Below are 14,933 nucleotides of genomic sequence, written 5' to 3' on the forward strand. Positions count from 1 at the left end.
ACCACAAGCACACTGCCTGAAATACGCCGGTAGCGGCACGAAAACACGCCACTACTCGCGTACCATCAGGACTCGTCCATCCTGGTGCCAGCCCATGCCTCCCTTCATCGTCCTGCTCGCCTTCGCGGCCTTGATCCTGTTCTTTGTCATGCTGGCCAAGCGCCAGGCGGCCAAGTCCCACAAGCCGCTGAGGCTGCAAAGAAAATCCGTCATGACGGCGCGCGAAAAGCAGATGTACCACCTGCTCCAAACGGCCTTGCCGGAATGCACCGTGCTGGCGCAAGTGGCGTTTTCCGCGCTGGTGACGGCGAAGGGATGGGCAGACAGAAACCGTTTCGACCGCAAGGTGGCCGATTTTTTCCTGTGCAGCAAGCAACTGAATGTCCTCGCCGTTATCGAGCTCGACGACTGCAGCCACGCCGGCCGCGAACGCCACGACAAGGAGCGCGACGCCATGCTCAGGCTGGCCGGCTATGTGACCTTGCGTTATGCAAACTTTCCCACGCAGCAGGCACTGCGGGCCGATGTCGAAAAACTGCTACTGAAAAAAGCCGGCGTCGTATCTGTCTGATGACACCATCCAAACATCAGTCGCGCGTCAGCACTTCCAGCAACGTAATCTCGAAGATCAAATTGGAATGTGGCGGAATCAAGCCCAGCTGCCGCTCGCCATACGCCAGCGCCGCCGGCACCCACAGCTTGCGCGTGCCGCCGACCTGCATGCCATGCAAACCCAAAATCCAGCCCTGGATGACCTTGTTATTGCTCAATACGCAGCGAAAAGGCTCCCCACGTTGATGCGACGAGTCAAACTCCGTGCCATCTTCCAGCCAGCCCCGGTAGTGGGCAGTGATCAGCGCGCCACGCGCCGCTGCCTTGCCATCGCCCACCACGATATCGTCAATCTTCACTTCAGCCGTCATCTCGTTTCATCCTTCATCAATCGCCATGCCGCGATTGTACGGCAGCACGAAAAAGCCCCAGCAGTCACCCGCTGGGGCTCATTCTATTACTGCTCAATTCTGGTGGGCCTCCCGTGAGTCGACCATTTCACTTACGGATTATGAGACACATCATCGACATCATCATGCCGAAGCCTCCGCCCCCACAACTTGCATTCTAGGATTTGTCACCATCAACACCGGCAAATTGGCAGCATGAACAGCCAAATGCCCCGCCGAAAAATGCGCATACCGCCTCACCATCTGAGCCGACTGCCAACCACCTAGCTCCTGCAATACATGCAACGGTGTACCTTGCTGCACATGCCAACTGGCCCAAGTATGCCGCAAGTCATGCCAACGAAAATCATCAATACCACAGCGCTTAAGCGCCTTATACCAAGCTGCCGTTGTAGCGGCAATTACAGGCTCACCATTGTACGTAAAAACGCGCACCGCATGACGGCCATGCTGCAATGTAAGCACACGCATAGCATCGTCATTGAGAGGCACCACAATAGCCTTGCGCGTCTTACTTTGATCAGGATGAATCCAGGCTACCCGGCGCGCAAGATCGACCTGAGACCAACACAAGCCAATCACGTTCCCTTTGCGCAGCCCCGTAGCCAGACTAAAGGCACCATATGCGACAAGTGCTCAGGCAACTCATTCAATAACGCAGACGCCTCACTATGAGTCAAATAGCGCACCCGACGATCAGGCTCCTTCAACAATCGAACCTTCGGAATTGCATCAACCCACTCCCAATCGACACAGGCCCGGATTAGCACAGAACGCAACAATGCTAACGTCCTATTGACAGTTCCATTCTTGACACCAGTAGCACGCTTTTTCTTCGTGATGGCGTCGACAACAGAACGATTTATATCGTTTATATCATAGCCAGACAAGAGCGGTTCAAGCCATCGAAAAATGCACTTATCGGAATGCAAAGATGCCTTATCTGCCTTCTCGACCATCCAGCGGTCAACCGCATCACACCACGTTTTACCGGTCAAAGTTTCCAGTACCAAGCCAGCAACTACCATCTATGCGCCCCATATAATGTTGCCATAAATAAACTATATCAGAACGAATACCAATCCGTGTCCGGCGCACGACCAGACCCAGCCGAATCACATGCTATTTCCGCGCTTTTGTTCCACCGACCATCGGCGCTGCAACCGACGACTGATCGTTAGAAAAAATCATCATTTGATGACCCGACGGATTTTCCGGATATAAAAAGTGAGGCGCATGGCGCAGGTCAAAGGAAATCGGGGTCCTGCTTGCATCTAGCTCACCCTCTGGCGTAATGTCATGCGCATTGATGACAAATTCCGTATGGCGTTTATGCACGAGCCAGAAACCGAACGGTGAAAACTTCAACAAGTGCCCATATACAACTTTTTCGCCCGCATTGACTAAGGAAATATCCATCCAGCCCGCATGCTTCAAGATCACCTGTTTACCGGAAAAATATGGCCAACAGTAGAGGCTCCAATCATCAGGAAAGGAGCATTCTGGATGGAGAAAGTAATGGCGCAACGCCTCAGAGGCACCGATATCATCCCGCCAAGCCGTCGTGTCAGACACCGAATGCGAAGCAAGAACATGACCGATTACAGACCTCGCCACCAAATGTAGATTTGCTTCCACGCGCACGATACGAGGCAACACAACAATTGAGGCAACTTCCTGTATTCCTGTATTCATGCTATCAACAAAATGTTTAAGTTCCGGATCAAACCGCAAACCCAGGAGCTCACCGTTACAGCGGCCACACAACGTCTTAAATTTAAGTCCGCCCTGGATCAACTTAGTATTCCGCTGCCCCTCCCCGGTACCTGCCTCCATTACGAGGCGACTTAATATCTTGTTCGAAATCCGAATACAACCCTGCGGCGGCACGTGATCCCGGGTAAGATCGCCATGTTGGCCACAGATTACACAAAATCCAGGGCCTTTCTTGCCAGAGAACGCTGCCCAGTTCTGAATGCGCCTTGAGTTTCCACCCATAGTTACCACCACCCCTTTATCCGCATTATTAATACAATAAATGCGCTTATGAACATTACGTATGGGACAAATAAATCAACAACATTTTTAGGCGACATTAACAAGTCCAAGCCTGCGAACAGTCTGGCGGAAAATAAAACAAAACGGCTAAGCTGTAAATTATTTTTAAAACTATAATGATGCAGCCCATGTATCCTATCCACATACGAAAATGCAATATCCATTCTCTGCTCACGTGGGTTAGTAGATATTTCGTATGAAGGCCCAACGTGAATGTTGTGGATTTTTTTCAATTCAAAAACTTCAAGGTTTCGATCAACCTCATTCGCTAAGAATGATGTTGCAGCGTTATACGAACATGGGATTCTAAAAAATAAACGGCGGAAATGGGCAGCAAAAATCACTAACTTATAGCGCTTTTCCGTAGGCAAGGATCGCATTTTATGCCTGAAAGAAATTCGCATTGTTATCGAATCACCACTAAAATGAAAACGTAACATGCAATAAATACTTACAATGAGCAGCAACACCCATACTTTATGATCACTACCCGCAGGAATTCCAAACCCTAACAGATTTTCAGGAAACTTAAGATTGAGATAACCAACAACCATCACGATTGATGACAGCACCACAGTATTTCGCCTAAGTTTATCCGGCTCATCTTCCATTTCAACTCCTCACACGAAATACGGATTAGAAAATTTAATTTTACCATGCACGTATTAATTAAAACGGAACATCATTCGGTTTAGGGATACCCGGCGCAGTGGCCAAGTACACGACCCCAAGACCGTTATTACACCAAGTAACCAAATCTTCCATCACATGGCCCTCGATCATCCGAAACGCAGCATGCACCGCATCAAGCATGCAAACACAATGAGGCAGACGCCAATATTGAACCTCCGGCACAACAATGCCCTTTGATGCGAAATAACGCTTCTTGTTAAGTTCCCTGCACTGCATATCCTTACCACAGTACTTTGCAATATATGAAGCCAAACGATGTGCGCCCTTGATCGAGAACCCGAAGTCATTCGGATTACGGACGTTCACCTGCCCCATATGTGTTGATTTGCACCGAAAACTGACCCACTTTGCCGCATAATTTGCACACGAAACTGACCCACGTTTAATTCACAATCCTACTCATGACATTGAGTGGGGAATTGGAGTGATCGACGTGGCATTACTAGGCATTATTCGACGCTGGCACATTCGTGACCAGGTCCCGCTAAGAGAAATCGCGAGACGCCTTGGCATCTCAAGAAACACAGTCCGACGCTATCTGCGCTCGGAAACGACAGAGCCCTCCTACGCAGACAGGCGCTTGCCCAGCGCAATCGACAAGTACGCTTTCCAGCTTTCGGGACTACTAAAGACTGAGGCGGCCAAATCACGCAAGCAGCGGCGCACTTTGAAACAGCTTCATGAAGAACTAAAGGAGTTGGGCTTTGGAGGGTCGTACGACCGGGTTGCAGCGTTCGCCAGGGTATGGCGGGCGGGTCAAACTGACAGGGTCAATTCAGCTAGCAAACGCACATCCGTCACACCTTTGCAAGCCACTTCATGATGAATGGCGGCAATATTCTTGCGTTACAAAAGGTCTTAGGCCATCACAGCTTGACTATGACAATGCGATACGCACACCTATCGCCAGAACACCTCCAAGAGACGCGCCACCTGAATCCTCTAGCACGCATCAATCTCGGTTGAACTTCTGTTGAACCATTGATGATTTTCGCAAAAAAAAAAGGGTTACGAATTAACGTAACCCCTTGATTCTCCTACTAAATTCTGGTGGGCCTCCCGTGAGTCGAACACGGCACCAACGGATTATGAGTCCGCTGCTCTAACCAAGCATGAGCTAGAGGCCCAAGGGACTGCGGCGTGGCGGCGCTGTTGATGCCCGCCTCGCGCGACCGTTTTGGAAACGGACACGCGAGGATAGGGGTATCAGGGGCGCACGTCAAGCCCTATTGGCTTCTAGTTGCCTTCCAAGAAGCTTTTCAGCTTGTCGGAGCGCGATGGGTGGCGCAGCTTGCGCAGCGCCTTGGCTTCGATCTGGCGGATGCGCTCGCGCGTCACGTCAAATTGCTTGCCCACTTCTTCCAGGGTATGGTCGGTGGACATCTCGATACCGAAACGCATGCGCAGCACTTTCGCTTCGCGTGGCGTCAGGGAATCGAGCACGTCCTTGACCACGCCGCGCATGGACGCGTGCAGGGCTGCGTCGGCCGGCGCCAGGGTGTTGTTGTCCTCGATGAAGTCGCCCAGGTGGGAATCGTCGTCGTCGCCGATCGGCGTTTCCATCGAGATCGGTTCCTTGGCGATTTTCATGATCTTGCGGATCTTGTCCTCGGGCATCTCCATCTTGATCGCCAGGGTGGCCGGATCGGGTTCCGCGCCGGTTTCCTGCAGGATCTGGCGGGAAATCCGGTTCATCTTGTTGATCGTCTCGATCATGTGCACGGGAATGCGGATCGTGCGCGCCTGGTCGGCGATCGAGCGCGTGATGGCCTGGCGGATCCACCAGGTTGCATAGGTCGAGAACTTGTAGCCGCGGCGGTACTCGAACTTGTCGACGGCTTTCATCAGGCCGATATTGCCTTCCTGGATCAAATCGAGGAATTGCAGGCCACGGTTCGTGTATTTCTTGGCGATCGAAATGACCAGGCGCAAGTTGGCCTCCGTCATTTCGCGCTTGGCCTTGCGCGCCTTCATTTCACCGGCCGCCATCTGGCGGTTGATGTTGCGCAAGTCCGGCAGCGGCAAGACGACGCGCGCCTGCAGGTCGATCAGGCGCTGCTGCAGTTCCTTGACGGTCGGAATGTTGCGGCCCAAGATGGCGCTGTACGCGTGTCCTGCGTTGACTTCGCCATCGACCCAGTCGAGGTTGGTTTCATTGCCAGGGAAGACCTTGATGAAGTGGGCGCGCGGCATGCCGCAGCGGTTCACGGCCACGTCGAGAATCTGCTTCTCGATATGGCGCACTTCGTCGACCTGGCCACGCAGGGTATCGCACAGCTTTTCCACGACCTTGGCCGTGAAACGGATGCCCAGCAACTCTTGCGAAATGGCTTCCTGCGCCTTGGCGTAGGGCTTGGAGTTGTAGCCTTCTTTTTCGAAGGCACGGCGCATCTTGTCGAACTGCTGCGAAATGACGGCGAACTTTTCCAGCGCCGTGCGTTTCAGGGTTTCCAGCTGTTCGGCGGAGAAACCGGCCGCGCCGGAAGCGCTCGCCTCTTCCTCTTCTTCGACTTCCTCTTCTTCCGCCTCGCCCTCTTCCTCATCTTCTTCGACGGGAGCGGCCACGACAGGGGCGGCGGCGACCGGCTCGTTTTCATCGACGAGGCCGTCGACGATTTCGTCGATCTTGATCTCTTCGTTGGCGATGCGGTCGGCGGCGGCGATGATCTCGGCGATCGTCACGGGGCAGGCGGAAATGGCCTGGATCATGTCTTTCAAGCCATCTTCGATGCGCTTGGCAATCTCGATCTCGCCTTCGCGCGTCAGCAGCTCGACCGAGCCCATTTCGCGCATGTACATGCGCACAGGATCGGTGGTGCGGCCAAAGTCGGAGTCGACGGTCGACAATGCGGCCTCGGCCGCCGCTTCCGCCTCGTCATCGCTGGTGACGACGGCAACGTTATCGGACAGCAACAACGTTTCCGCATCGGGCGCGTGCTCGTAGACGGCGATGCCCATGTCATTGAAAGTACCGATGATGCCTTCGATGGCTTCCGGGTCGACGATGTTTTCGGGCAAATGATCGTTGATTTCCGCGTAAGTCAGGAAACCGCGCTCCTTGCCGAACTTGATCAGGGTCTTGAGTTTCTGGCGCCGGCGCTCGAGTTCTTCCTCGCTCGCTTCCGTGTCGGACGAGAAAGCGTCCTTCAGCAGCGCGCGCTCTTTCGCCTTGCGATCCTTGGCCTTCGCCTTGTCGACGGCCTTCAGTTCGGCCCGCTCGACGGCGTTCAGGGCGGCGACTTCATCATTTTCTGGCTGGAATTCTTTTGGCTTGCGGCCGCGGCGGCCTGGCACTTTTACCGACGGCAAGACATAGCCGGACGTATCGATGGCTGCCAGGGTGGCAGCGTCGGTGGTCTGGCTGACCACAGGCGCGCTGGTGATGCGCGCTTCTGGCCGGTCGAGCGCCTTTTCGGCTTTCGTGGTAACTTTAGTGGGCTTTACAGCCGCTTTGGATTCGGGTTTCTTGATTGGCACAGGCGCTTTCGATTACACAACGACTTGCTTTACGGTGGATTAGGATAAAGTTTGCTGCCAGTTCCCTGTCTACCTGCGGGAACCACCATCTTCGAACCTGCCGACAACGCAAATTCGACACTGTTACGTTACTTACACCTCATCGGCCACGATCCGCGGGAAGCGCAGCAATTCCTGTCCACCGGCTGTTGCCAGCCGCCTCGGCAAAAATTCCTGCATCGACCGCGTTGGGAGCGAGAGCCTGGCGCGGCTTGCCAGCGTCTGCAAGCCAAGCCCGCAACGCCGAAAACGCCAGTTGGCTCTGGCTGCCGACACGATCCACCGCGCCGATCAAGAGCCTAACTTACTGAAAACAAATACTATTTACGAAACAGAACTAGCTTGCCAAAGCACACAATACTTAGCATTTAATTATAGCACGCGAAAAATGTTTTTCCAGTGCGCGACATACCCCCAGAGCAAGGTTATCGATTCACCAACTCGGCATCGCGCTCACGCTCCAGCTCGCCTTGCTCCTGCATGATTTCGCGGTAGCGTACACCAATTTTCTCGGATGGCAAACCCGACGCAAACAATTGCTGCAATTCCGCCTTCAAGGCATTCAATTTGATCTCGCGGATGGTGCTCACCAGCCACGACAATTCGCTGTCGTAATCGGATTCCGTACCGGCCGCGATCTCGCCGATGATCTCGTCGTATTCGCTGCCCAGCTCCTTCAATTGCTGCGCCAGCGCGGCAAAACTGCCGTGCTCGCCCAGCGCCTGACCTACAGCCACCAGTTGCCCCAGGCTGTGGGCCGCGTCCGGTCCCAGGTGCTGGAAAGCGGTCAGGGCAGCCTCGTCGATGCGCATGGTCAGGGGCGGATGCGCCACCAGCATGCGCATGATCTTCAATTCCAGCCCAACAGGAACGGGGCGGCCCGATTTCGGCGGCGCGCGGCGCGCCACGGCAACGGGTTTCGCCAGCTCGAACAGGGCTTCGATCTCGGCTGGCGTGGACTGCGTCAGTTGCGCCAGGCCGCGTACGATCTGCAGGCGCAACGACGACGGCGCCATCAGCTGCAGCAGGGGCTTGGCGTCGAACTGCACGCGGGCGCGCCCTTCCGGTTCCGACAGATCATGCTCGCCAGATACTTCTTTCAGCAAGAATTGCGACAGCGGCATGGCTTCATGCACTTGCTGCTCGAAGCCTTCGGCGCCGAATTCGCGGATATAGCTGTCCGGATCGTGTTCCGACGGCAGGAACAGGAATTTGATGGTTTTATTGTCCGATACGTGGGCCAGGCTTGCTTCCAGCGCGCGGCGCGCGGCGCGGCGGCCGGCCTTGTCGCCGTCGAAGCTGAAAATCACGTTATCCGTCTGGCGCAGCAGTTTTTGCACGTGGGTGGGCGTGCACGCCGTGCCCAGGGTCGCCACCGCTTGCGGGAAACCCATCTGCGCCAGTGCCACCACGTCCATGTAGCCTTCCGTCACCAGCACATAGCCGGCGTCGCGGATGGCCTGGCGCGCCTCGAACAGTCCATATAGTTCGAAACCCTTGGAAAACAAGGGGGTTTCCGGCGAGTTCAGGTATTTCGGTTCGCCATGGTCGAGCACGCGGCCGCCAAAGGCGATGACTTGCCCCTTGGTATTGCGGATCGGAAACATGATGCGCTCGCGGAAACGGTCGTAGCGCTTGCGGTTGTTGCCCTCTTCATCGACCTTGTCGATCACGAGACCGGCCTCGGCCAGGGCCACCACGTCGTAGTCGGGGAAGACGGAGCGCAAATTGTCCCAGCCGCCGGGCGCGAAACCCATGCCGAAGCGAGCGGCCACTTCGCCCGTCAAGCCCCGATTCTTCAGGTAGGCGATGGCTTCCGGCGCGTGGCGCAATTGCCCTCGGTAATAATCGCACGCCTGCGTCATGGCGTCGGACAGGGCCATGCTTTGCGCCTGGATCTGCGCGCGCTGGGCCGGCGGGATCTTGTCGTCCGCTTCCGGTACGACCATGCCCACGTTCTGCGCCAGATCCTTGACGGCGTCGACAAAGCCCATGCCCGAGTACTCGATCAGGAAGCCGATCGAAGTGCCATGCGCGCCACAGCCGAAGCAGTGATAGAACTGCTTGGTGGGGCTGACGGTAAAGCTGGGCGATTTTTCACTGTGGAACGGGCACAAGCCCATGAAATTGGCGCCGCCTTTTTTCAGTTGCACATAGCGCCCCACGACATCGACGATATCGACGCGGTTGAGCAAATCGGAAATGAAGGATTGAGGTATCACTGGCTAGGGCGGGTCTTGTTATAGGTCAGACTATACTACCGCACGTGGCCTGAGGTTGAGCCAGGTCAACGTGTGGGCTGTTAACAGGCTGCCAGCGCGACGGCTGGCAGCCCTTGCTACTATTGTATGCTTACGCTGCTGGCGTCAAGGCTTTCTTGACCAGGGCGGAAACCACGGTCATGTCGGCGCGGCCAGCCAGCTTCGGCTTGACGATGGCCATGACCTTGCCCATGTCTTGCGGACCGGCGGCGCCCGAGGCGGCCACGGCGGCAGCCACTTCGGCTGCCACTTCTTCTTCCGACAGACCGGCAGGCATGTAGCCTGTCAGATGCACCAGCTCGGCTTTTTCGATGTCGGCCAGGTCGGCACGGCCACCGGCTTCGAACTGGGTGATCGAATCCTTGCGCTGCTTGATCATCTTTTCCACGATGGCCATCACGTGGGCATCCGTCAATTCGATGCGCTCATCGACTTCCTTGCGCTTGATTTCCGCCAGCAACAGGCGAATCGTGCCCAGCTTGCCCGCGTCCTTGGCGCGCATGGCGTTTTTCATGTCTTCGGTAATTTGTTCTTTCAAGCTCATGGCAATCCTCGTGTTGGTAAGTGGGGCTCGATGCTCGTGCGCGCAGGCGGCCACAAAAGCGAAAACCCGCTGCGGCGAACCGGAGCGGGTATGCGACTCATCTGAAGTATCACTCCAGGCGAATCAAAACAAAACCCGTGGCGAACAATGCGCCGAACTACCCGGGTTGGTTCTGACTGAACAGTCTTAGAATAATTTTTTCGGCAGTTGTTGGCTGCGGATGCGTTTGTAATGACGCTTTACAGCAGCTGCCAGCTTGCGCTTGCGCTCAGCTGTTGGCTTTTCGTAGAATTCGCGTGCGCGCAATTCGGTCAGCAGACCCGTTTTTTCGATGGTGCGTTTGAAGCGACGCATTGCGACTTCGAACGGCTCGTTTTCTTTAAGGCGAATAGTGGTCATGTAAAATTCAAACCGTTGAGGTGGTGTATAGGAAGAGATAGATAGTAGCAGCTTTTATTCGGAAAGGGAAGCCCCTCCCCCACTTGCGTGCGGCATGCAGCCTGCGGTCGCTGCCGGAATGTGGCGTAAACCACGCACCGGGGACGGCGCACCTGGCGCCAGAACCCCATATTACAGAGTAGCTTACTGCAAGGCAATACCTGCCGCCACGCCGGAAGCCCAGGCCCACTGGAAGTTGTAGCCGCCCAGCCAGCCCGTCACGTCGACCGCTTCGCCGATGAAATACAGGCCCGGCACTTTATTGGCCATCATGGTCTGCTGCGACAGTTCGCGCGTATCGATGCCGCCACGCGTCACTTCCGCCTTGCGGTAGCCTTCGGAACCGTTCGGCACGATGGACCAGGCATTGATGGCGAGCCCCAGCTTGCGCAGCTGGGCGTCCGGCATGTCGGCGATGCGCGCGTCCGGCGCCAGGCCGTTGACGGCCAGCAGGCAGTCAGCCAGGCGCTGCGGCAGCCATTGCGCGACGATATTGCCCAGCTGCTTCTTCAAGGTGCCCTTGCCTTCAATCAAGGTCTGCGCCACGTCCACTTCCGGCAGCAGATTGATAACGATGGGCTCGCCCGGCAGCCAGTAGCTGGAAATCTGCAGGATCGCCGGACCCGACAGGCCGCGGTGCGTGAACAGCAAATCTTCACGGAAACGCGCACCCGTTGCCTTGCGGCCTTTCAGGCTGCCCGTTTCCACATCGACTTCCAGCGCGATACCGGACAATTCCGCGAACGGCGCCCAGCTGGCCGCATCGAACGTCAGCGGCACCAGGGCCGGACGCGGTTCGACCATCGTCAAATCGAATTGCTTGGCGATGCGGTAGGCGAAATCCGTGGCGCCGATCTTCGGGATCGACAGGCCGCCCGTGGCGATGACGATGCCGGCCGTTTCGATGTCGCCGCTATCCGTCTGCAGCACGAAGCCGCCATCGTCTTGCTGGACAACATTGTCGATCTTGCACGGCATACGCCAGTGCACGCCGCCAGCGGCGCACTCGTCCTTGAGCATATCGATGATCTGCTCGGCCGACTCATTGCAGAATTGCTGGCCCTTGTGCTTTTCGTGATAGCCGATGCGGTATTTTTTCACCAGCGCGAGGAAATCCTGCGGCGTATAGCGCGACAGCGCGCTCTTGCAGAAATGGGGATTTTCCGAGAGGAAATTTTGTGGAGTGGCGTTAATATTTGTGAAATTACACCGTCCACCACCCGAGATGCGGATCTTTTCGGCCAGCTTGGCCGCGTGATCGATCAACACCACGCGCTTGCCTTGCTGGGCGGCAACTGCCGCACACATCATGCCGGCCGCGCCCGCGCCGATCACTGCCACATCAAATTGTTTTGCCATAAAAATTCCGCTCACCGCTGATTACAAAGACGCCATTGTAAACTGCGGCGACGCGGCTAGCGCGGCCGTGCTGCAATCTGCCGCGATGCCATCAGGCATTGCTCCACCTGCCCGGCGATCGATGGCGGCACGGGCACCTCGCCGCGCAGCACGGCCGTGATCCATTCGGCCGTGGTGGCCGCATCGCGCTCGGCCGGCAAATGCGGCAACTCTTCCACCAGCAACTGTTTTTCCACCAGCACCGTGCGTTCGCTCCCGTGAAACCAGTCGATCTGCTGCGCCTTGTTGGCGTTGGCCACCGTCTCGCCTTCCGTACCGCGCATCAGGAAGGCGTCGCCGCGCGCAGGATCAGAGGCGGTCAGGAAATATTCACCGAGCATTTCCAGGTATTCCGGATGCGTGTACGACACCAGGCGCAAGGCAGGCCCGGCGAAGGGCTGCATGATTTTCACCAGGGTATGTGTGGAATTGCGCACGCCCAGCACGCGCCGCAGCGACAGCATGTGTGCCAGGCGCGGCGCCAGTGCTTCGACGGGCAGGAAGGCGACTTCCCCGCGCGCCATGGCGGCCTCGGCTTGGGCATGGTCCGGCGAGGCCGGCACGCCCAGCGCGGCCAGCACTTCGGCCGTGGTGATGCGGCCCGGGTCGCTCGTCACGCCATGCACGAGCACGGGTGCGCCCGCGCGCGCCAGCAGCAGCGCCAGCAAAGCCGTCAGATTGGCCATCTTGCGTGCGCCGTTGTAGCTGGGAATGATGATCGGGGCAAATTCACCAGCCGGCGCGGCTAGCGGGGCAAACGACGCTTCGGCAGAGTCGAGGAAGCCGGCAATCTCATCTACCGATTCGCCCTTGATGCGCATCGATAACAAAATGCCGCCCAGTTCCAGGTCCGACACGCGGTCCTCGAGCATGGCGCGGTACAGGGCGCGGGCGTCGTCGCGCGTCATGCTGCGCGCGCCGTTCTTGCCGCGTCCTATTTCTTTGATGAAACGTGCTGCGGGGAATGGCTCACCGGCCACATCGGTATGGGGGATGGAAACAGTCGTCATGGCGCCAGCTTACACGGATTTTTTCCCTTGCAGACGGGCTGGAAGAGGCCATAGGCGCCGATGCAACAGTCTTTCAAGCTATTTCCTGGATAAATGTGCATCGCGACTGCATCCAAATGCGCCACCGCTACGTATAAGGCTGCATGGGAGGACTCATCATGGAACACGCAAACAAAGGGGAAAGCGCCTTCGCCGGCATCGAAACGAGCAAGCTGATGCTGAAAGCCGTGCTGCTCTCGGGCGGCGAAGTGCTGTGCAAGGCACTGGAAAACGACGTGGCCGGCTACCGCTGGCTGCGCAGCTGGCTGCAAAGGAACGACGTGCCCGTCATGGGCTTGCGCGTCTGCATGCGCCTCGATATGCCGTACAGCGAAGCGCCGGCCCGCGTGCTGGCCGAGATGGGCATGCTGGTCTGCGATGCGCAGCCCGCGCAGCTGGAAGAATACATACGCGGCCAGGGCTTGCCCGAGGATGCGGCGCACAGCGCCGCGGTGCTGGCGAACTACTGCCAGGACAGGCGCCCCGCGCGCTGGACGCCGCCCTCGCCCGCCTACGTGGAACTGCGGCTATGGCTGCGCCGCCTGCACGCCATGGAAGGCGTGCGCAAGCAGGAATCGGCGCGCCTCGATGCATCTCTGCGGGCGGGCCAGCATGCGCTGCACGCCCTCGTGCGCCAGCAAATCGCCTGCCTGGACGCACAGATACGCCAGCACGAAAGCGCCATCCTCGAACATGTGCGGCGCCACCCCGGCCTGCCACGACCGCCTGAACTGGCCGGCAACTACCAACGCATCGCCCGCTACACCTTTGGCGCCAGCCTGGCCGGCGGCCATTGAGCGCACAGGCGGCGGCGTACCGGCCCTGCCATAAAAACAACTGATGCATTCCCATTTTGGCCCCATCCCCGCCGCCAGGCCGCATTTCCGCTACACTATTGCCTCTTAAAGAACGCAATAGCGAAAGCCGAGCCAGAATCATGAATACGCCAGACATCGAAAATATCAACGTCACCTCCTTCGCGCCCATGCCGACACCGGCCGCACTGCACGCCAAGCTGCCCCTGTCGGAAAGCGCCTTCGACACCGTCAGCCGCGGCCGCGAAGCGCTGCGCAACATCATCGACCGCAAGGACCAGCGCCTGTTCATCGTCGTCGGTCCGTGCTCCATTCACGACCCCGTCGCCGGCCTCGATTACGCGCGCCGCTTGAAAGCGCTGCAAGAGGAAGTCAAGGACACGATGCTGCTGGTGATGCGCGTGTATTTCGAAAAACCGCGTACCACCACGGGCTGGAAGGGTTATATCAACGACCCGTACATGGACGACTCGTTCAAGGTTAACGAAGGCATGGAAAAGGCACGCCAGTTCCTGCTCGACGTGTGCGAACTGGGCCTGCCCACCGCCACCGAAGCGCTGGACCCGATCTCGCCGCAATACCTGGGCGACCTGATCGCCTGGACGGCCATCGGCGCGCGCACCACGGAATCACAGACCCACCGCGAGATGTCGTCGGGCCTGTCGACGCCCGTCGGCTTCAAGAACGGCACCGATGGCGACATCAGCATCGCCGTCAACGCCATCCTGTCGTCGGCGCACCCGCACTCCTTCCTGGGCATTAACGCCGAAGGCAATGTGGCCATCGTGCGCACGCGCGGCAACGCGTATGGCCATGTCGTGCTGCGCGGCGGCGATGGCCGTCCGAACTACGATTCGGTCTCGATCGCCATCGCCGAACAGGCGCTGGCCAAGGCCAAGCTGCCGGCCAACCTTGTGGTCGACTGCTCGCACGCGAACAGCTACAAGAAGCCGGAACTGCAGCCGCTGGTGATGGCCGACGTGGTCAACCAGATCCGCCAGGGCAACCGCTCGCTGGTGGGCGTGATGATCGAATCGAACATCATCGGCGGCAACCAGAAGATCCCGCAAGACCTGTCGCAACTGACCTACGGCTGCTCCGTCACCGACGGCTGCATCGACTGGGATACGACGGCCACCATGCTGCGCGATGCGCATGCGCACTTGTTAAGCCGCCCGGCGTAAGGCTCTCGCGGATAC

Annotated in this window: 15 protein-coding genes, 1 tRNA gene and 1 pseudogene; 5 read left to right on the plus strand and 12 right to left on the minus strand. The window is 57.6% G+C overall.

Going from position 1 to position 14,933, the window contains the following annotated elements:
• Window positions 1–94 precede the first annotated feature (94 nt).
• Entirely contained in the window at window positions 95–571 is a 477-nt protein-coding gene (locus ACQ4WY_RS09975; RefSeq protein ID WP_436503848.1) for a DUF2726 domain-containing protein, read from the plus strand.
• A gap of 16 nt (window positions 572–587) precedes the next feature.
• On the opposite strand, the gene ACQ4WY_RS09980 is transcribed toward ACQ4WY_RS09975, so the two are convergent.
• The 5 genes from ACQ4WY_RS09980 to ACQ4WY_RS10000 form a co-directional block, all read right to left on the minus strand.
• Window positions 588–923, minus strand: a complete 336-nt coding sequence (locus ACQ4WY_RS09980) for an FKBP-type peptidyl-prolyl cis-trans isomerase (protein WP_436503849.1) — start codon at window positions 921–923, stop codon at window positions 588–590.
• A 162-nt stretch (window positions 924–1,085) separates the two neighbouring features.
• Window positions 1,086–1,544, minus strand: a complete 459-nt coding sequence (locus ACQ4WY_RS09985; RefSeq protein WP_436503850.1) for a site-specific integrase — start codon at window positions 1,542–1,544, stop codon at window positions 1,086–1,088.
• Between the two features lie 540 nt (window positions 1,545–2,084).
• Window positions 2,085–2,798, minus strand: coding sequence for a hypothetical protein (locus ACQ4WY_RS09990; protein ID WP_436503851.1), 714 nt, complete (start codon window positions 2,796–2,798; stop codon window positions 2,085–2,087).
• 164 nt (window positions 2,799–2,962) lie between these two features.
• On the minus strand, window positions 2,963–3,631 hold the full coding sequence (locus tag ACQ4WY_RS09995) for a hypothetical protein (RefSeq protein WP_436503852.1): 669 nt from the start codon (window positions 3,629–3,631) through the stop codon (window positions 2,963–2,965).
• Window positions 3,632–3,689: 58 nt separating this feature from the next.
• The gene (locus ACQ4WY_RS10000) at window positions 3,690–4,028 is read right to left on the minus strand and encodes a hypothetical protein (protein ID WP_436503853.1); all 339 of its coding nucleotides are present in this window, start codon (window positions 4,026–4,028) and stop codon (window positions 3,690–3,692) included.
• 109 nt (window positions 4,029–4,137) lie between these two features.
• On the opposite strand from ACQ4WY_RS10000, the pseudogene ACQ4WY_RS10005 reads away from it, so the two are divergent.
• Together ACQ4WY_RS10005 and ACQ4WY_RS10010 are read left to right on the plus strand one after the other, a co-directional pair.
• A pseudogene (locus ACQ4WY_RS10005) lies at window positions 4,138–4,464 on the plus strand (helix-turn-helix domain-containing protein); the annotation flags it as partial.
• Window positions 4,465–4,535: 71 nt separating this feature from the next.
• On the plus strand, window positions 4,536–4,679 hold the full coding sequence (locus tag ACQ4WY_RS10010; protein WP_436504425.1) for a hypothetical protein: 144 nt from the start codon (window positions 4,536–4,538) through the stop codon (window positions 4,677–4,679).
• Window positions 4,680–4,761: 82 nt separating this feature from the next.
• On the opposite strand, the gene ACQ4WY_RS10015 is transcribed toward ACQ4WY_RS10010, so the two are convergent.
• From ACQ4WY_RS10015 to ybiB, 7 genes are all read right to left on the minus strand, one after another.
• Window positions 4,762–4,840 (minus strand) — tRNA-Ile (locus ACQ4WY_RS10015).
• Between the two features lie 109 nt (window positions 4,841–4,949).
• The gene (gene rpoD, locus ACQ4WY_RS10020; protein WP_436503854.1) at window positions 4,950–7,190 is read right to left on the minus strand and encodes an RNA polymerase sigma factor RpoD; all 2,241 of its coding nucleotides are present in this window, start codon (window positions 7,188–7,190) and stop codon (window positions 4,950–4,952) included.
• Window positions 7,191–7,654: 464 nt separating this feature from the next.
• The gene (gene dnaG / locus ACQ4WY_RS10025) at window positions 7,655–9,451 is read right to left on the minus strand and encodes a DNA primase (RefSeq protein WP_131685402.1); all 1,797 of its coding nucleotides are present in this window, start codon (window positions 9,449–9,451) and stop codon (window positions 7,655–7,657) included.
• A 130-nt stretch (window positions 9,452–9,581) separates the two neighbouring features.
• Window positions 9,582–10,034: a GatB/YqeY domain-containing protein gene (locus ACQ4WY_RS10030; RefSeq protein ID WP_436503855.1), complete on the minus strand. Its 453-nt coding sequence runs from the start codon at window positions 10,032–10,034 to the stop codon at window positions 9,582–9,584.
• 186 nt (window positions 10,035–10,220) lie between these two features.
• Window positions 10,221–10,433, minus strand: coding sequence for a 30S ribosomal protein S21 (rpsU, locus tag ACQ4WY_RS10035; RefSeq protein ID WP_008451879.1), 213 nt, complete (start codon window positions 10,431–10,433; stop codon window positions 10,221–10,223).
• 183 nt (window positions 10,434–10,616) lie between these two features.
• The gene (locus ACQ4WY_RS10040; protein WP_436503856.1) at window positions 10,617–11,831 is read right to left on the minus strand and encodes a BaiN/RdsA family NAD(P)/FAD-dependent oxidoreductase; all 1,215 of its coding nucleotides are present in this window, start codon (window positions 11,829–11,831) and stop codon (window positions 10,617–10,619) included.
• A 56-nt stretch (window positions 11,832–11,887) separates the two neighbouring features.
• Window positions 11,888–12,880, minus strand: a complete 993-nt coding sequence (gene ybiB, locus ACQ4WY_RS10045; protein WP_436503857.1) for a DNA-binding protein YbiB — start codon at window positions 12,878–12,880, stop codon at window positions 11,888–11,890.
• Between the two features lie 158 nt (window positions 12,881–13,038).
• Here ybiB and ACQ4WY_RS10050 point away from each other — a divergent pair, with 158 nt between their 5' ends.
• Window positions 13,039–13,716 (plus strand): hypothetical protein, encoded by a 678-nt coding sequence (locus ACQ4WY_RS10050; protein ID WP_436503858.1) that lies wholly within the window; start codon window positions 13,039–13,041, stop codon window positions 13,714–13,716.
• Window positions 13,717–13,856: 140 nt separating this feature from the next.
• Window positions 13,857–14,918, plus strand: a complete 1,062-nt coding sequence (locus tag ACQ4WY_RS10055) for a 3-deoxy-7-phosphoheptulonate synthase (protein WP_436503860.1) — start codon at window positions 13,857–13,859, stop codon at window positions 14,916–14,918.
• Window positions 14,919–14,933: the final 15 nt, after the last annotated feature.

This window comes from Janthinobacterium salmonicoloratum (assembly GCF_051380845.1).
Classification (GTDB): Bacteria; Pseudomonadota; Gammaproteobacteria; order Burkholderiales; family Burkholderiaceae_D; genus Janthinobacterium; species Janthinobacterium lividum_F.

Bases quoted from the DNA above. Each gene is read 5' to 3' on its own strand.
- ACQ4WY_RS09975 (WP_436503848.1), top strand. From the start codon at position 95: ATGCCTCCCTTCATCGTCCTGCTCGCCTTCGCGGCCTTGATCCTGTTC.
- ACQ4WY_RS09980 (WP_436503849.1), bottom strand. From the start codon at position 923: ATGACGGCTGAAGTGAAGATTGACGATATCGTGGTGGGCGATGGCAAG.
- ACQ4WY_RS09990 (WP_436503851.1), bottom strand. From the start codon at position 2,798: ATGGAGGCAGGTACCGGGGAGGGGCAGCGGAATACTAAGTTGATCCAG.
- ACQ4WY_RS09995 (WP_436503852.1), bottom strand. From the start codon at position 3,631: ATGGAAGATGAGCCGGATAAACTTAGGCGAAATACTGTGGTGCTGTCA.
- ACQ4WY_RS10000 (WP_436503853.1), bottom strand. From the start codon at position 4,028: ATGGGGCAGGTGAACGTCCGTAATCCGAATGACTTCGGGTTCTCGATC.
- ACQ4WY_RS10010 (WP_436504425.1), top strand. From the start codon at position 4,536: ATGAATGGCGGCAATATTCTTGCGTTACAAAAGGTCTTAGGCCATCAC.
- ACQ4WY_RS10030 (WP_436503855.1), bottom strand. From the start codon at position 10,034: ATGAGCTTGAAAGAACAAATTACCGAAGACATGAAAAACGCCATGCGC.
- rpsU (WP_008451879.1), bottom strand. From the start codon at position 10,433: ATGACCACTATTCGCCTTAAAGAAAACGAGCCGTTCGAAGTCGCAATG.
- ACQ4WY_RS10040 (WP_436503856.1), bottom strand. From the start codon at position 11,831: ATGGCAAAACAATTTGATGTGGCAGTGATCGGCGCGGGCGCGGCCGGC.
- ybiB (WP_436503857.1), bottom strand. From the start codon at position 12,880: ATGACGACTGTTTCCATCCCCCATACCGATGTGGCCGGTGAGCCATTC.
- ACQ4WY_RS10050 (WP_436503858.1), top strand. From the start codon at position 13,039: ATGGAACACGCAAACAAAGGGGAAAGCGCCTTCGCCGGCATCGAAACG.
- ACQ4WY_RS10055 (WP_436503860.1), top strand. From the start codon at position 13,857: ATGAATACGCCAGACATCGAAAATATCAACGTCACCTCCTTCGCGCCC.